This is a genomic window from Tropicimonas sp. IMCC34011 (assembly GCF_003390865.1).
Taxonomy (GTDB): Bacteria; Pseudomonadota; Alphaproteobacteria; order Rhodobacterales; family Rhodobacteraceae; genus Tropicimonas_B.
Genome location: NZ_QMEJ01000004.1, coordinates 272044 through 287283, shown reverse-complemented (window position 1 = coordinate 287283; position 15240 = coordinate 272044). Strand labels below are relative to the sequence as shown.

The window sequence follows — 15240 nt, the reverse complement described above, 5'->3', positions numbered from 1 at the left end:
CAGCGAAGACACTTGTAGCTTCTGCACATGCCTTAGGTCTCCATGTCCGCCAAGTCAGCCGGGAGGCTGACGCGGGGGATGCGGATACAGTGAATGACCGCGCACCGCCCGCCTTAACCCAGATTGCCGTGGTGGATGCGGATACAAGCGCGCACGCGCGACGAGCGCCGGGAGGATCCCGCTCAGCCAATGCATGCAGGCCCGGAGTGTCTCCTGCCATTTCTCATGAAGACCGGGAAGCTGCCGCGAGGCGTACTGGGCTTCCATGCTCGCTGTGAAAGGACTAAAATGTAGGGATGGAGAGCCACTATGGGAGCCGGTGCGTGCTGAAACCTGACGGCGAAAACCTTTGTGCGTAGTCCGCGAAATCCTTTGTGCGCAAAGGATGGTCTAACCCATTCAAATCTCAAGGGGCGTAGCGAAGCACTACGCGCGCCCCTACAGGCGATGTAGGCGCGCGGATAGCTTTTTGCGCCGTCGCCGCTGACCATCTGGATACATCTTGTATTTTGAATGGGTTGGCTCTTATCCCGTACCCGGGACGCCGCGATGCGTCTTGGGCGCGTGCACGGATTGCGGAACCTTGGTTTGTCTCGGCTCGCGAGATGCATGGCGGTGCGAAGAGACCATTGCCCCGCAACGGCGGTGCACCATCGAGCCATTCGGCGTCACTACCGGCGCTTTCTCTGAAGTCTTCTGCTCGGAGTGATGACACCCACGTTCTTGTCTAAGCTGCCACAGCAAGCCTCAGAACGGTCGGAGAGAAGACGTCCGGCGCGGGTGAGAGATCGACGGTGGTGATTGCTGAAAGCAGAGGTTTGTCCTCAAACTCAAGCCGGAGTGTATCTTCGTCAGCGTCTCTACAGAGGCATGACCAATGTGTGTCGCGTGCCGGCCGCTCCGCTGTCGACGTCGATTCTTCCATTGAGTTGCGTGGTGAAGGCATCAGTCAACTTCTGACCCAATCCGGAATCCACTCGCGCATTTGGATCAATTCCCGGGCCGTCATCCCAGACAGATACCGCCATTGTCTGATCTTCGATGGCCAGGCTCAGGCCCAGTCGCCCGCCCGATCTTCCCTGATAGGCGTATTTCAGGCTGTTCGTGACCAGTTCGTTCACGATCAGTCCGAGCGGTACGGCGATCCGGGTTGATAGGCGTACGTCCGAGATGTCGAACTCCACTGCAAGTGTGTCAGCCTGTTGGGAGGATGCGACGACATTCTCGACGAGTGCCGTCAGATAGGACCCGGCTGTTACCGTATCGACGGAACTGGTCTGCGTGAGGCTGCGATAGAGACTGGCAATGGCGTCGATCCTGGCCCGCATCCGCGCAAATGCCGCCTTGCAAGCCGCATCGCTCAGAGTGCGGCCTTCCAGTGCTATGATGCTGCCAATCATCGAAAGGCTGTTCATCACACGATGGTTCAGTTCCTCCAGAAGCCTGTCGGCATGGTCGAGCGCGGCCTCCCGTTCCTTCTGCAATCGACGCGCCTCGGTCACATCCTGCATCGCCAGAAGGAGCATGTGAGTGTGGTTGCCCTCGCGGAAAACCTTGCGGGCGTTGAGCAGAAGGGCCCTTTCGCCGATTTCGGGGAAGGTATGCCGCACCTCGAAGTCATCGACGACTGTATTTCTCGGAACAATGTCGGTCAGTAGCGTGAGCAACTCCGGGATCGCCCACTGCCCGTTGCCCAGATCGTCCAGCCGGCGACCAACGGTTGCGCCGGGGTCGACCTGAAACGTCGCGTAGAAGGACCGGCTTGCCGAGACGACGGTGAGCCGCTCGTCCAGTACGAGAAGCGGCTCGCGAAGTGTCTCGACGATACCAACCGAAAGAAGACGCTCGCGTTCGAGCGCCGTTGCCGCGTCGCGTTCCGCGGTCACATCCTCGATGGCAAGCAGGATGCGCCGGGAGCCGTTGCCGGGCCGAACGGTCTTGCGCGCGTTCAGCCGCATGACCCTGCGTCCGATCCGTTCGAACACGTGATCGACCTCGAAGTCCTCGACCTCGTCGCCGCCGGACAGGATCTTTCCGAGCTCTTCGAGCAGAGCAGGGATACTCCACTGTCCGTCTCCGAGTGAGGCGAGCCGGCACCCGATGGTCTTGTCCGCGTCGACGTCGAACGTTCGGAGAAAACGGTCGTTGGCGTATTCGACGACCAGATCCTCGGTCAGCACCAAAAGGCTTTCCCGCAAGCTGGCAACAATTTCGGCAGGGTCGATCTGCTGTAGCATGGCGACGTTGATGGCGGCCCCCCCTTACCAGGCGAATCCGATCATGGTGCCCGAACTCAAACGACGATACAGGTCGATGGCCGGGTTTCAAACCGGGAAGCTGGCAGAGTGGCCACTGGCCACCTTCGCCGGGCGTAAAGATACCATACCTCGTTGGCGAACGGATGTGCCAAGCGACGCGAGTAGCCCGCACTTGATCTGAAACGTGCCTGAAGGAATGCGCCATGCATGACGCCAGCCGCATCGATCCTGGTGTGATTTTCAACGACGCACCGACGGCACAGCTGGTATTCACGCCGGACCTGCGGATCGTGGCGGCGAACAAGCTCTACTGCGCGCTGCTTGATCGGCAGGCCGCGGAGCTCGTCGGCCGGCGTGTTTTCGAAGCCTTTCCCGCCAATCCCGACGATCCCGAGGCCGATGCGGAAGCAGAACTGCAAGCGTCGGCGGACGCGGTGGTCGCCACGGGCGAGGCACAGGAAATGCCGCTGCGGCAGCACGACGTGCTGGAAGCCGATGGCCACTACGGGACCCGATACTGGCGCATCCTGAACTCTCCCATCTTCGCTGACCCGGACGCGCCACGTCGGGTCACTCATGTGATCCATACCGCCGAGGATGTCACTCGGAGCGTTCTTGGAGACCGTGCCGAAGCCGCCAAGCGCAGGGCTGCGATGCGCGGTGCTGACCTGAGCTATTTCGAGTTCGATCCCCAAGCCGGCACCCTGCTCCGGTCCCCTCAGATCGATGCACTGTTCGGCTTCGAGCCGAACGAGACCGGCCCTGCCGTCCAACCCTTTTATGACCGTTTGCGCGCTGATGATTTCGAACTGGCGCTCAGCGAGCTGGAACGGGTCTCCCGTACGATCGGAGCCGATCTCCAGCTCGACTTCCGTGTCGTTCTGCCCGATGGGGCCATACGTTGGTTGATCGGACGAGGAGAGTCGGTCCGCGATCCCGAGACGCGAAGCGTGCGGATTGTTGGCATCGTACTCGATGTCACCGCCATCCGTGAGAACGAGGCGAACCTGCGTGACGCCCTCGAAGCCCGTGACTTGCTGATCGCAGAGGTGAACCACCGGGTGAAGAATTCACTCCAGATGGTGACCAGTATCCTGAACCTTGAAGCTTCAGGGGCAAAGAACCCCGAGGCGCGACTTTCACTCAAAGCGGCAACGGCACGGGTGAACGCTGTCGCGGCAATACATGCTTCGCTCTATCAGGACGCGGATGTCGCCACGGTGCAGATCGATCGGTATCTGGAGCGATTGAGCGAGCATCTTCAAGGTTCCTTGTCGAGCGACGAACAAGACGTGCAGATCTCGCTCGATGTGGAGCCGATCCGGTTGCGAAGCGACCAGGCGGTGACGCTGTCACTCGCGGTGAATGAGTTGGTCACCAACTCGTTCAAGCATGCCTGCTGGGAGGGCGAGGGCACCGTACTGGTGAGCGTGAAGCGAGACGGCGACGCCATGATCGCTCTCGAAGTATCAGATGACGGAACAGGCCAGAGTGCCAGCCGTTCAAGGGACACCAGTGCATCGTCAGGTCTGGGACAGCGCCTGATTGCGGGCATGGCCTCGCAGTTGGGGGGCTCGATCGAGGAAGGTAAGACGAATGGCTGGCGAACACGGATCATATTTCCCGAATGAGGAGCCAGCGGTCCTGAAAGTGCTTATCGTTGAAGATAATGCCTTTATCGCGCTCGACCTTGAAGCTCAGATTCTGGAGATGGGCCATGTCGTCGTCGGAATTGCCGCCACAGCGAGCAAAGCAGTCGAGATGTCGCGCAAGACGTTTCCGGACCTTGCATTGGTTGATCTGAAGCTTGCCGATGGGAGTCGCGGACAGGACGCTGCATTGGTGCTGCGAAACGAAATGCGGGTGCCATCCGTCATTGTAAGCGGAAGCTTGCATGAGATGACGGAAGCGGAAGCGGCTCTGATCCGCCCGCTGGCAATGCTGTCAAAACCGTTGCTGCCGAATGAATTGCGGCGAGTTCTCGAGTCAAATCGAATCGCAAGCAGCGCTGTATGAAGGTCAGCCCTGATCTGGCGGCCTATTCAGTTTTGATTTTATAGGCTCTCCGTCTGGCAGGACCGCCCGGCCTGTCGCCGCCAGCGGCAGGACATGGTCGATCTGGCGCATATCCGCACCATCTTCTCGCTGTCGAACGAGACCTATGGCAGCCCGCGCATGCATCGTGACCTTGTCGATGAGGCCACCAGGTCGGGAGGCACCGGCCGGCGCGGCTGCTGCGAGAGAAATGCCCGGAAAGTGCGCTGAACGCTCTCCGCAAAAGCCGGGCAGGTCCGCGGGGCCCGATCCTGGAGCCTTACGCCTCATAGCGGGCGGCGGTCACCTGACGGCCCTCGGGACTGAAAATCTTGGCTTCGGAACCTCCAGTGATGCCGGTGAAAAGGGCTCCCATGAGGGGGACGCGCTGCCTCGAATCTCGCTACCGCGCGGCGTGAAGCCGGTCCGAAACAGGCCTCCGACAGCGGAGAGAGGTGGCATATCAGAATAGTATATACCCCATCAGCATTTATATTTGCCGGGCTCTGACCCCGTTCGTATCGTCAAGAAAATCAGCGGCATTGTCCAATCCGGGACCTCGCTTTGTGAACTGGTCGCAACTGCCGTGCGAACAACAATTCAAAGACAGGGACAAATCTTATGAACGGTCAAATTCGCCGTATCGAAACCGACGCAAGGCGTAGCCGGGCGGTTGTGTACAACGGCATGGTCTTCGTGGGCGGAATGACGGCGAGCGATCGCTCTCAGGGGATCGCGGGGCAGACCCGGGATGCTCTTGCGAAAGTTGAGGAATTTCTCGCGGAGGCGGGGACGGACAAGAGCCGCCTGCTCACGGCGCAGATCTGGATCAAGGACATCACCCGGGACTTCGCCGAGATGAACGAGGTCTGGAATGCTTGGACTGCGCCGAACGCGGCTCCGACCCGGGCAACGGCCCAGTGCGAGATGGGGGCGCCGGATGTCCTCGTCGAGTTCATCGTCACCGCGGCGCTTCCGCCGGAAAATAATGTCGCCGGCGGAAACTGAGAGATGATGAACGGCACCCCCGATACTCCTGCCAAGCTCCGCGTCCATGAACTTGAAAAGCGCTATGGCGAAGTGGTCGCCCTGAAACCCACGAACTTGGAAGTCGAGAGCGGGGAGTTTCTCACGCTTCTCGGACCCTCCGGCTCCGGCAAGACGACCTTGCTGATGATGGTCGCAGGCCTTGCCGCGCCCTCCGGAGGCGACATCTGGATCGACGGAAAGCTTTCGACCCAACTGCAACCTCAGAAGCGCGACGTCGGCGTGGTTTTCCAGAACTATGCCCTTTTCCCGCACCTTACCGTCCGGGAAAATATCGCCTTCCCCCTTCGTATGCGGCGCATGTCGAGTTCCGACATCGAACAGAACGTCGCCCGGCTCCTGAAGATCGTAGACCTGGAAGACAAGGGCGAGCGGCTGCCGACCGAGCTGTCGGGCGGTCAACAGCAACGTGTCGCGCTGGCACGCTGCGCCGTCTACGGCCCATCGATCATCCTCATGGACGAGCCGCTCGGCGCTTTGGACAAGAAGCTGCGCGACACCATGCAAATGGAAATCAAGACGATGCACAAGGCGCTCGGCGCCACCATCCTCTACGTGACCCACGACCAGGGCGAAGCGATGTCCATGTCGGACCGGGTCTGCGTCATGCGCGACGGCCACATCGTCCAGCTTGGTAGCCCGGCGGACCTCTACCACAGGCCGGTAAGCCGCTTCGTGGGCGACTTCCTCGGCGGCGCGACCTTCCTTCGGGCCAATGTCGCCGGCGAAGAGGGGGACGAGATTGTACTGAAATGGCAGGACACTTCGATCATCAAGGCTAAACGTCCTGCAACATCAGTGGCCACGGGCGATAGCGTCTTGTGCATGATGAGACCGCAGAATCTGCGCATCTCCTCCGAGCCGGTCCCGGGCGCGAACGCCTTGCCGGCAACCGTGATTGCCAGCGTGATGACTGGCACCATGACGGAACATTTCGTCCGCCTCGCCGATGGCACCGAGGTCACTGCGGTAGAGCTGACGACGCCCGGTTCTCAGTTGCTGCCGGACGGCGCAAACGTCCACGTCAGCTGGCTGCCGGAGAACTCCGTGGTCTTCGCCGGGGAGCAGATGACATGACGGCGGCCGTGGCACCCCGCGGGCGGACCGCGAAGCGCAAGACCAAGCTGGGCGCACCGCTGTTGCTGCTCCCGATCTTCGCCTTCCTTGCAGTATTTTTCATCTACCCGGTCTTCTCCATCCTTGCGGTGAGCGTGACCGACCGTGACGGCGTCCTGAGTTGGACGAACTACATCGAGCTGTTCCGCGGCTACAACATCCAGGTGATGCTGACGACGCTGAAGATCAGCGGATGGACTACGCTCTTCACCATCCTGCTGTCCTACCCGGTGGCCTATCTTCTGGCGACGGCTCGGAAGGGCAGCACGAACGCCCTCATGCTGATTGTGCTGCTACCGCTCTGGACCAGCGTCCTTGTCCGGGCCTTCGCGTGGATCGTTCTGTTCGGCCGCAACGGCGTCATCAATTCCGGACTTGTTTCAATCGGTCTCGTCGAGGTGCCGGTCGAGATGTTGTTCACGGTCTTCAGCGTCGTCGTCGCCATGACCCATGCTCTGATGCCGATCGCGGTCCTGTCCATGTACTCGACGATGCAGAACATCGATCGGAAGCTTGAACTCGCCGCGGCGACACTGGGCGCCGAGCCCGGGAACGCCTTCTGGCGGATCTATTTTCCGATCTCCTTCCCAGGTGTCGCCTCAGCCGCCCTGGTCACCTTCATCGTGTCCATCGGCATCTTCGTGCATCCCACGCTTCTCGGCTCGCCCTCGGAGCGGATGATCGCTCTCGAGATCATCGAGCAGATCGACGTGCTCTATAATTGGGGTATGGCCGCCGCGATCTCGGTCATGGTGCTGATCCTGTCGATCATCTTCATCATGATCTTCGACAAGTTCCTGGGGATCGCAACGATCACGGGAGCGCAGGGGAGTGGCGGGCCCAGCGGGTCGGCGATGCGCGCCGCGACCGCCGGATTGGGCACCATGACGGTCTGGCTTAGCCGGATTACGGGCGCCCTGATGCCGAAGCGAAAACTGACCGACGGCCAGTCGAGGCGGTTTGCACTGAACGTCGTGGCCGGCCTCGTCCTCACGTTCATGGCCGCGCCGCTGTTCTTCCTGATCCCGGTGTCGTTCACCGAGAGCGCCTTTGTCGAATGGCCTCCGCGCGGCTTCTCGCTTCAGTGGTACGAAGAGTACTTCACCGACCCGGTCTGGCGCGAAGCGACGATCCGCTCGATCGTCGTGGGGCTCGCAACGGCGATCCTGTCCATGCTGATCGGGGTGCCAGCGGCCTTCGGGATCAACCGCGCAAGGTTCAAGGGTAAGGGCCTTGTCCTGCCCTATATCCTGATGCCGCTCGTGGTGCCCAACATCATCATCGCCTTGGCGCTGTTCTACTTCTTCGCCGAGATGCAGCTGATCGGCACCTATATCGGCCTGGTTGCCGGCCATACGGTCATTGCGGTGCCCTACGTGGTGCTGACCCTGATCGCGGTCCTCCAGAACTACGACCACCGTCTGGATCAGGCCGCCTGGACGCTGGGGGCCAGCACGCTGACGGCCTTCCGCCGCATTACCTTGCCACTCATCAAGGTGGGGTTCGTCACTTCCTTCCTCTTCGCCTTCATGCGGTCGTTCGACGAGATCGCGATCGCGCTCTTCGTCAGCAGCGGACTGCAATCGACACTTCCCAAGAAGCTTTGGAGCGAGGCGCATATTGCGGTCAGCCCAACCTTGGCGGCGGTCTCGACGATCCTCATTGCCGTGGTCGCCCTCGTGGTCGTGGCATCAGAACTGCTCAACCGGCGGTCTGCCGGGCAGAAACGAACATAATCAACAGAGAGGGAAAAAGACGATGTCAAAGCAGATCAAGACCACGAGACGCCTGTTCGTGAAAGGTATGACGGGATCGGCTGTACTGCTGTCCGCGCCCGCGATCTGGACAGGTGCGGCCCGGGCCCAGGACAATCGGCTGATCGTCGGCGGCAGCGGCGGCGCAATCGACGATGCGTATACGCAAGCCTACTACAAACCGTATTTCGAAGAGACCGGCGTCGAAGTGATCCCGGTGGAGCGCCGCGAGAACCCGCTCGCCGAGGTCAGGGCCGTCGTCGAAACCCAGACCTACAAATGGGACTTCTGCGAAGGCATTGCCCATGACGTCGCTGCGACCTTGGCTGAGGACGGCTATCTCGAGCCCCTTGATCTGACGGGGCCTGCGGAAGAGGTGATGCCGTCGATGAAGTCCGAAACTTTCGTCAGCGGAACCAGCGCGGCCTTCATTCTCGCCTATAATTCGAAGCATTTTGACAAGAAGATGACCTATGCCGACTTCTGGGATGTAGAAGGGCACCCCGGTCGTCGGGGACTGCGTCAAAGCGCGCGAGAGACGGTTTCGATCGCCCTTGTTGCGGACGGGGTCCCGCCCGAGGAGGTCTCGACCGTTCTCCAGGAGGAAGCGGGGTGGGAGCGTGCTTTTGCCAAGCTGGACGAGATCCGGGATGACATTGATGTCTGGTGGGCTTCTTCCGCGCAGACGCCGACCCTGCTGCAGACCGGTGAGGTCGACCTGATCACGACGTTCAATGGCCGCGCCCAGAACGTGATTGATGCCGGCGCTCCCGTCGCGATCACCTGGGACGGCAGCTTCTACAACAACTACGGATGGGTGATTCCGAGCGGCAGCCCCAAGGCCGACCAGATCCGCGACTTCATCAAGTTCTGCTGTCGTGCGGACAGGCAGGCCGCGGCGGCGGAAATCTATGGCACCGGGCCGTCAAATCCGAATGCTATCGCCTTGGTCGATCCCGAACGGGCCAAGGTCCTGCCGACACATCCGGATAACATCCGGAACATGGCTCTGCTGGATTTTGGATTTTGGGGTCCGCGGCAGGAAGAAGCCACAATGCGTTTTAACGAGTGGCTTCAAGGCTGACCATCGACTGCGGGCGGGGGTGAGAGCCTCCGCCCGACCAGGTCCTGCGCTAAACGGCCTCGCAGTGCCGACTAGCCTAGTGGTTCGGCTTTAGCCAATCGTCAGTAGCGTTCAGGTCGTCATCAACCTGTGTTCGCAGAATATCGATGATGCCCTCCACGGGCCGCCCCACGGGCTTTCCGGCCGGAAAAATCATGATCGCATCGTGGCGGGGCGCCGGTCGAAATGGTCTCGCGATAACTCCGTTTTGGAGGCATTCCCGCGCCACGAACGGGTTAACAATTGCCAACCCGACATTCTGCATCACAAGGGAACAGGTGATCGAGCTGTAGGAGGTCTCGATGACTCGCGATACGTTGGCGCCCGCATCCTGCAATATGCGGTCCATCACTGCTCGCGGCGGGTCCCCTTTAGGGTAGGTGATGAACCGTTCGCCGACCAGATCTTTTGGTGTAATGACCTCTTTCGCACCCAAGGCGTGCGATTCATGCATGATGCAGACGCCCTCGACAGAATAAAGCGTCTCGCTGTCCAGACCTTCGTGGGAATAAATGTTCGAAATGATCGCAAGATCGCAACTATGCTCACGAACCCAGCGGGACAGAACGTCTGAATGGGCCGTCTGTACTGAGATCTGAACCTGAGGAAAGGTGTCGGTGAACCGCTTCAGGGCTCGCGGGATCAGCGAAAGCGACAGGGTCTGGATTGCTCCGATCCGCAGGATGCCGCTGCCGCTCCGGTGAATCCGATGCGCGGCCTCGGTCAATTCGTTCAAGCCGACGAAGCTGCGCTGCACCTCGTGGAACAGCGCAAGTCCATCCGCGGTCGGTATGAGCTTTCCGGGGGTGCGTTCGAAGAGCTTGAGTCCAGACTCGGTCTCCAGTTTCGAGATGGCCCGGCTGATATTTGGTTGCGATGTGTGCAGCATAGCAGCCGCAGCGGTCATGGAGCCGGTGCGCATTACGGCGTTGAATGCCTCAAACTGACTGAGCTTGATCATTGGGCTGGTGGACCTCTTTCCCTTCTCCCGATCATAAGACGGATCGTGGTCGCTGCGCCACAGCTCCGCCGTTGAAGCAGCCGAGGACTGCCAGCTCATGACGTCCTGGGCTGACCCTCACCCCGGCCACTTTGGGTGGTGGCGATCGATGACGTAACGATGGCTATGGTGGTAGGTGCCGTGGACATACTTTGCACCAATCAGGTGCGGGTCGTCGGCGTCCAGATCGCTGTGGGAATGTCTCAGTTGCTCCGGATCACGCGCGGGCCAAAGCAGCAATCCGACGAGTAGACCGGTACAGGCAATTGCCGCCATGATCCAAAAGGTAGACTGGACGCCAATGGCCGCGCCTATCGATCCGGCGAGCGGATAGCAGAGAAGCCAGACAGAATGGGATATTGCGAACTGGGCGGCGAAAAGGCCCGTCCGATCTGCGGCATTCGCAGAGCGGCGAATAAGGCGCCCCGCTGGCAGGACGGTCATCGCGAACCCGATACCGATGACGACCCACAGCGCCAGGAGCGCTGTATATGTGAAAAGTTGGCTTCCCATGATACAGGCTGCAGTCAGGAGTCCGGCCCCCAACAGCATTACGGTGCGATCCCTTAACCGGTCCAGGAACCGAGGCAGGGACAAGGCCGCGGCCATGGATCCGCCACCGTAAGCGGCCAGAGCGAAAGCCACTGACTGCTCGCCAAGGCCGAATTGGTCTTGAACAAGCACGACAGTGTTGACGAGCACCATCGAACCGGCCGCTGCAGCTGCGAAGCCCAGTGCGAACATTCCGCGCAGGCGCGGCGTCTTGAAGTAGATCCGTATTCCTTTCGTGGCCCGATCGAGAAACTTCGCGGGCGCGGATGGCGGCGTTTTCGGCAGAACGACCAACCCGATGCAAAGTGCGGCAACCAAGAAACCGAGCGCCGTACCTAAAAACAAGGTGTTGAACGATACCACCACGAGCAGCAGCGCGGCCAGCAACGGGCTCAACGCACTTTCCAGGTCCGAGGCGAGGCGCGACAGGGACAGCGCCCTGGTATATTGCCCCTCATCCGGAAGGATTTCCGGGATGACCGCCTGAAATGCAGGTGTGTATCCGGCGGAGGCTGCCTGGAGGAGCAGGACCATTGCATAGACCTGCCAGATTTCAGTCACGAACGGCAGAAAAATAACTGCTACCGCGCGAACTATGTCGAGTACGATCAGCGTTATCCTGACTGGCAGCCCTTCAGTCAAAGCCGAACTCAATGGAGAGATTACAACATAAGCAATCATCTTTATTGCCAGAACAGTGCCAAGGACCCGACCGGCACCTTCTTCGGCGAGGTCGTACGCAAGTAGCGCAAGCGCAATCGTCATCAGTCCGGTGCCGAGAAGGGCAACGATCTGGGCGATAAACAAGATGCGGAACGTTCGATTCCTTAATACCTTGAGCATATCAGGGCGACTCCGAACCTGGCAATAAACCGGCAACTCGTTCTTCTATTCCAAGACGTATGCATCGGACCCATTTCGAACTGCCGCTCGCAGGTATCTGACTTAACGCATGCGGCGCGCCCGGTTTGAGAGTTCGGGCGCATCCGACCATTTTTCCGCGCAAGGCGTTTGCGCCGGTCGGCGCCGCGAGTTGCGTCGTCTCATCCGAGGTCGGCAAGGGTGTCACCACTGGCGGCCAGGCCGGTCCCGCAAGCCGACATTTTCGGTTGTAGACTGCCGGGCGTGCGTGCGCCTGGTGGGGTTCCGCAAAACTACTGACCGTCCTGCAAGATTCCATATCCTGAGGTGCGCTTCGTCCCATGGAGACTCCAAAAGCAATATATAACAGTTGCTTGACTATACCTCATTCCGCGCCAATGGGTGCATATCGCTTTTGCATGGGCCGCATATATATATCTATTTGCTCCACCTTTGGGCCGCCTCTACGGTCCCGAAAAGCTCTAGTGAACCGGCGAGCTTCGCTAGGCGAAACCGGCCGGGAAAGCAGTGGGTCGTTTCCGTTGAACGGGGATAACCTTAGCTTCTCGACATGCGCTTGATGGATGCCTCGGGGCAGCCTTGGAAGACGAAATGCAGCGGACCGATATGTACACACACCGAGAAAAACGTTTGACGATAGTCGGTGGCGGGCTGCTGGGGGCGGCGATCGGGTATGGCGCCGCCAAGGCTGGCGCTGAGGTGACAATCCTTGATCAAGGTGACAATGCATTACGAGCCTCGCGCGGGAATTTTGGACTGGTCTGGGTGCACGGGAAGGGCACGACCATGCCGCCTTATGTTGACTGGACATTGCAGGGGTTAAGGCTGTGGCCGGAATTTCAGGAAGAATTGCTGAATAGGACCGGGGTCGATTCCGGTTTGGAAAATCCCGGGGGGTTCTGGCTTGGCTTCAGCGAGGCTGAGGTCGAGAAGCGCGCAACGGCGCTGGAGGGGATCAATAAGAATGGTACGAAGGTGCCGTTCGAGATTCTCGACCGGTCCGATTTGCGAAATTACCTGCCCGGAATCGGAGATGCTGTTGTCGGTGGCAGCTTTTGCCCACTGGACGGGCACGCGAATCCACTAATGCTGTTGCGTGCGCTGCATATGGGGTTAAACCAGCTCGGCGCACGGGTGGTGAACGGCGTCACTGTCACGGATATTCAACACGACGCACCCGATGGCCGGTTCGTCGCAGTTGCCGATGACGGAACCCGCTGGTCCGGCGATCGCATCGTTCTGGCCGCGGGGCTCGGGAACGCAAGCCTCGCATCGCATCTGGATATTCATGCCCCGGTCTTGCCGACCCGGGGCCAAGTCCTGATCACCGAGCGCCTGCAACCTTTCCTGCATTATCCGACCAACAAGTGCCGCCAGACCAAGGAAGGATCGGTGCAATTGGGCTCGACAGCCGAGGATACCGGAGTCGACGACGGGACCACCTCGGACAAGATCGAATGGCTGGTCCGGCGGGGCGTGGAGACGTTCCCCGCCCTGGCCGATGCCAAGTTGGTGCGAGCCTGGGGCGCGCTGCGACCGCTGACCCCGGACGGCTATCCGATCTACCAGGAGTCCGAGCGCTTTCCCGGTGGCTACGTCGTGTCGAGCCATAGCGGCGTCACTCTGGCGGCATCCCATGCCGAACTTCTTGGTCCATGGGTCAGCGGGCTGACACAGACACCACCGGAGTTCACCTCGTTCCGGGGTGAGCGGTTCCTCGACACCGATTCGAGTTTCTCCAATGGCTACTGAACCCTACTTCGTCATTCCGGCGAAGCCCGGAAGCTCGACGGTTACGATCACGTTTGAGGGTCGCAAAATTGTCGTTCCAGCGGGCATCAGCGTGGCCGCTGCCCTTTTGGCCGGTGGTGTCGGAGTCTTTCGGACCAGCATCGTCAGCGCCGCGCCCCGTGCGCCCTTCTGCATGATGGGTGTGTGTTTCGAATGCCTTGTCGAGATCGACGGAATTTCCGGCCGGCAGAGCTGCATGGTTCCGGTGACGGACGGCATGGCGATCCGCAGGCAGGAGGGGTCGTCGGCTTTGGATGTTTCAGAAGGGGCCAAAGATGACGTCTGAAACCGCCGATCTTGTTGTCATTGGTGCCGGACCGGCCGGTCTGGCCGCGGCGTGCGAGGCCCGGGAACTTGGCATGTCGGTGGTCGTTCTGGACGAGCAGACGGCCCCCGGTGGGCAGATCTACCGCAATATCGAATCCGTCACGGATGATCGCCAGGACGTCTTGGGTCCAGACTACGTGGCAGGTCAGGAACTCGCCGCGGCCTTCCGCAGGAGTGGGGCGGAGCATTGTGGCGGCGCGACGGTCTGGAACCTCACGACCGATGGCGTCGTGGATTACATCGCTGACGGCCCGAAAACGGTTTCGGGAAAATACGTTCTGCTTGCCAGTGGCGCGATGGAGCGTCCCTTTCCGATCAAGGGTTGGACACTGCCCGGCGTCATGGGCGCCGGGGCCGCGCAGGTCCTCCTGAAAGGGGCGGGTGCGGTGCCGGCCGGTCCGGTCACGATGGTTGGATCCGGCCCACTGCTGTACCTCCTGGCTTGGCAATACATGCGTGCGGGTGTGAGGATTGCCGTCGTCGTCGATACGACCCCGATGACTAATTACCTCCGCGCGGTTCCAAAATTGCCAGGTGCTTTAGCCGGCTGGCCCGATCTGTCCAAGGGTTTGAAACTGCTTGGAGCGTTGAGGAAAGGCGGCGTCAAAGTCTATCGCGATGCACGGGAGGTCGCGATCGAAGGCCGGGACGCCGCCCAGGCCGTCACGTTCCGGCATCGCGGCGGGCGCATAGAACTGCCGGCACGGCTCGTCCTTCTGCACCAAGGCGTCGTCCCAAACGTGCAGTTGTCGATGTCGACGGGGCTCGATCACAGTTGGGATGCGGCCCAGCACTGTTGGACGCCGGTCACTGACGAATGGGGCAGGATGGCGACGTCCTCCCTCTACGTTGCCGGCGACAGTCGCGGCATCTCGGGCGCTTTGGCTTCGGCTGTTCAGGGGCGCCTTGCGGCCCTGTCTATCGGTCAGCAGTTGGAGAAACTGAGCGACCTGCAAACACGTGCCGCTCCGCTTCGACGGCAGTTGAAACGTTACATGGCCATCAGGCCATTTCTGGATACGCTTTATTGCCCCCGCGAAATCCATCGTGTCCCGACGGACGACGACGTCATGGTATGCCGCTGCGAGGAAGTGACAGCGGGTCAGATCCGTGGCTACGTGAAATTGGGATGCCTCGGGCCAAACCAGACCAAGGCTTTTGGCCGGTGCGGAATGGGTCCGTGCCAAGGGCGCTTCTGTGGCGTCACGGTGACTGAATTGATCGCCAAGGAGCGCAAAGTGGATTGTGCTGAGGTCGGACACTACCGTATCCGCCCGCCGATCAAGCCCATCCTTCTGCGTGATCTATCAGCGCCAAAGGACGAAGAGCCATAAGGTACCGAGGAACGAGGGCGTC

The 15240-nt window shown here is 60.5% G+C and carries 12 protein-coding genes and 1 pseudogene; 10 read left to right on the top strand and 3 right to left on the bottom strand.

What is annotated here, in order from left to right; genetic code table 11:
• Positions 1-860 precede the first annotated feature (860 nt).
• Positions 861-2237 (bottom strand): sensor histidine kinase, encoded by a 1377-nt coding sequence (locus DQG15_RS13385; RefSeq protein ID WP_116085984.1) that lies wholly within the window; start codon positions 2235-2237, stop codon positions 861-863.
• Between the two features lie 224 nt (positions 2238-2461).
• Here DQG15_RS13385 and DQG15_RS13380 point away from each other — a divergent pair, with 224 nt between their 5' ends.
• The 7 genes and pseudogenes from DQG15_RS13380 (at position 2462) to DQG15_RS13355 (ending at position 9293) form a co-directional block, all read left to right on the top strand.
• On the top strand, positions 2462-3889 hold the full coding sequence (locus DQG15_RS13380) for a sensor histidine kinase (RefSeq protein ID WP_116085983.1): 1428 nt from the start codon (positions 2462-2464) through the stop codon (positions 3887-3889).
• Positions 3855-4274 (top strand): response regulator, encoded by a 420-nt coding sequence (locus DQG15_RS13375; protein WP_116085981.1) that lies wholly within the window; start codon positions 3855-3857, stop codon positions 4272-4274. The genes DQG15_RS13380 and DQG15_RS13375 overlap by 35 nt, the downstream gene beginning before the upstream one ends.
• 54 nt (positions 4275-4328) lie before the next feature.
• Positions 4329-4543: pseudogene (locus DQG15_RS18215) on the top strand (IS3 family transposase); the annotation flags it as partial.
• Positions 4544-4913: 370 nt separating this feature from the next.
• Positions 4914-5300 carry a RidA family protein gene (locus DQG15_RS13370; protein ID WP_116085979.1) on the top strand — a complete coding sequence of 129 codons (387 nt, stop codon included), beginning with the start codon at positions 4914-4916 and terminating at the stop codon, positions 5298-5300.
• A gap of 6 nt (positions 5301-5306) precedes the next feature.
• On the top strand, positions 5307-6416 hold the full coding sequence (locus DQG15_RS13365) for an ABC transporter ATP-binding protein (RefSeq protein WP_232830848.1): 1110 nt from the start codon (positions 5307-5309) through the stop codon (positions 6414-6416).
• Entirely contained in the window at positions 6413-8191 is a 1779-nt protein-coding gene (locus DQG15_RS13360; RefSeq protein WP_116085976.1) for an ABC transporter permease subunit, read from the top strand. The genes DQG15_RS13365 and DQG15_RS13360 overlap by 4 nt, the downstream gene beginning before the upstream one ends.
• A gap of 22 nt (positions 8192-8213) precedes the next feature.
• Complete coding sequence (locus tag DQG15_RS13355) at positions 8214-9293, top strand: extracellular solute-binding protein (protein WP_116085974.1); 1080 nt, start codon at positions 8214-8216, stop codon at positions 9291-9293.
• A gap of 76 nt (positions 9294-9369) precedes the next feature.
• On the opposite strand, the gene DQG15_RS13350 is transcribed toward DQG15_RS13355, so the two are convergent.
• On the bottom strand, positions 9370-10392 hold the full coding sequence (locus tag DQG15_RS13350) for a LysR substrate-binding domain-containing protein (protein ID WP_116085973.1): 1023 nt from the start codon (positions 10390-10392) through the stop codon (positions 9370-9372).
• Between the two features lie 18 nt (positions 10393-10410).
• The gene (locus DQG15_RS13345) at positions 10411-11727 is read right to left on the bottom strand and encodes an MFS transporter (RefSeq protein WP_116085971.1); all 1317 of its coding nucleotides are present in this window, start codon (positions 11725-11727) and stop codon (positions 10411-10413) included.
• 618 nt (positions 11728-12345) lie between these two features.
• Between DQG15_RS13345 and DQG15_RS13340 the strand changes: the two genes are divergently transcribed.
• From DQG15_RS13340 to DQG15_RS13330, 3 genes are read left to right on the top strand one after another with little or no spacing between them, the layout of a single operon-like run.
• The gene (locus tag DQG15_RS13340) at positions 12346-13518 is read left to right on the top strand and encodes an FAD-binding oxidoreductase (RefSeq protein ID WP_232830847.1); all 1173 of its coding nucleotides are present in this window, start codon (positions 12346-12348) and stop codon (positions 13516-13518) included.
• Positions 13508-13843: a (2Fe-2S)-binding protein gene (locus DQG15_RS13335; protein WP_116085970.1), complete on the top strand. Its 336-nt coding sequence runs from the start codon at positions 13508-13510 to the stop codon at positions 13841-13843. Before DQG15_RS13340 ends, DQG15_RS13335 begins: the two co-directional genes overlap by 11 nt.
• A complete protein-coding gene (locus DQG15_RS13330) occupies positions 13833-15218 on the top strand; it encodes an NAD(P)/FAD-dependent oxidoreductase (RefSeq protein ID WP_116085968.1) in 1386 nt (461 codons plus the stop codon). Before DQG15_RS13335 ends, DQG15_RS13330 begins: the two co-directional genes overlap by 11 nt.
• Positions 15219-15240: the final 22 nt, after the last annotated feature.

What these genes read in the sequence shown, in the direction of transcription:
- DQG15_RS13385 (WP_116085984.1), bottom strand. Translation starts at nt 2,237, where the DNA reads ATGCTACAGCAGATCGACCCTGCCGAAATTGTTGCCAGCTTGCGGGAA.
- DQG15_RS13380 (WP_116085983.1), top strand. Translation starts at nt 2,462, where the DNA reads ATGCATGACGCCAGCCGCATCGATCCTGGTGTGATTTTCAACGACGCA.
- DQG15_RS13375 (WP_116085981.1), top strand. Translation starts at nt 3,855, where the DNA reads ATGGCTGGCGAACACGGATCATATTTCCCGAATGAGGAGCCAGCGGTC.
- DQG15_RS13370 (WP_116085979.1), top strand. Translation starts at nt 4,914, where the DNA reads ATGAACGGTCAAATTCGCCGTATCGAAACCGACGCAAGGCGTAGCCGG.
- DQG15_RS13365 (WP_232830848.1), top strand. Translation starts at nt 5,307, where the DNA reads ATGAACGGCACCCCCGATACTCCTGCCAAGCTCCGCGTCCATGAACTT.
- DQG15_RS13360 (WP_116085976.1), top strand. Translation starts at nt 6,413, where the DNA reads ATGACGGCGGCCGTGGCACCCCGCGGGCGGACCGCGAAGCGCAAGACC.
- DQG15_RS13355 (WP_116085974.1), top strand. Translation starts at nt 8,214, where the DNA reads ATGTCAAAGCAGATCAAGACCACGAGACGCCTGTTCGTGAAAGGTATG.
- DQG15_RS13350 (WP_116085973.1), bottom strand. Translation starts at nt 10,392, where the DNA reads ATGAGCTGGCAGTCCTCGGCTGCTTCAACGGCGGAGCTGTGGCGCAGC.
- DQG15_RS13345 (WP_116085971.1), bottom strand. Translation starts at nt 11,727, where the DNA reads ATGCTCAAGGTATTAAGGAATCGAACGTTCCGCATCTTGTTTATCGCC.
- DQG15_RS13335 (WP_116085970.1), top strand. Translation starts at nt 13,508, where the DNA reads ATGGCTACTGAACCCTACTTCGTCATTCCGGCGAAGCCCGGAAGCTCG.
- DQG15_RS13330 (WP_116085968.1), top strand. Translation starts at nt 13,833, where the DNA reads ATGACGTCTGAAACCGCCGATCTTGTTGTCATTGGTGCCGGACCGGCC.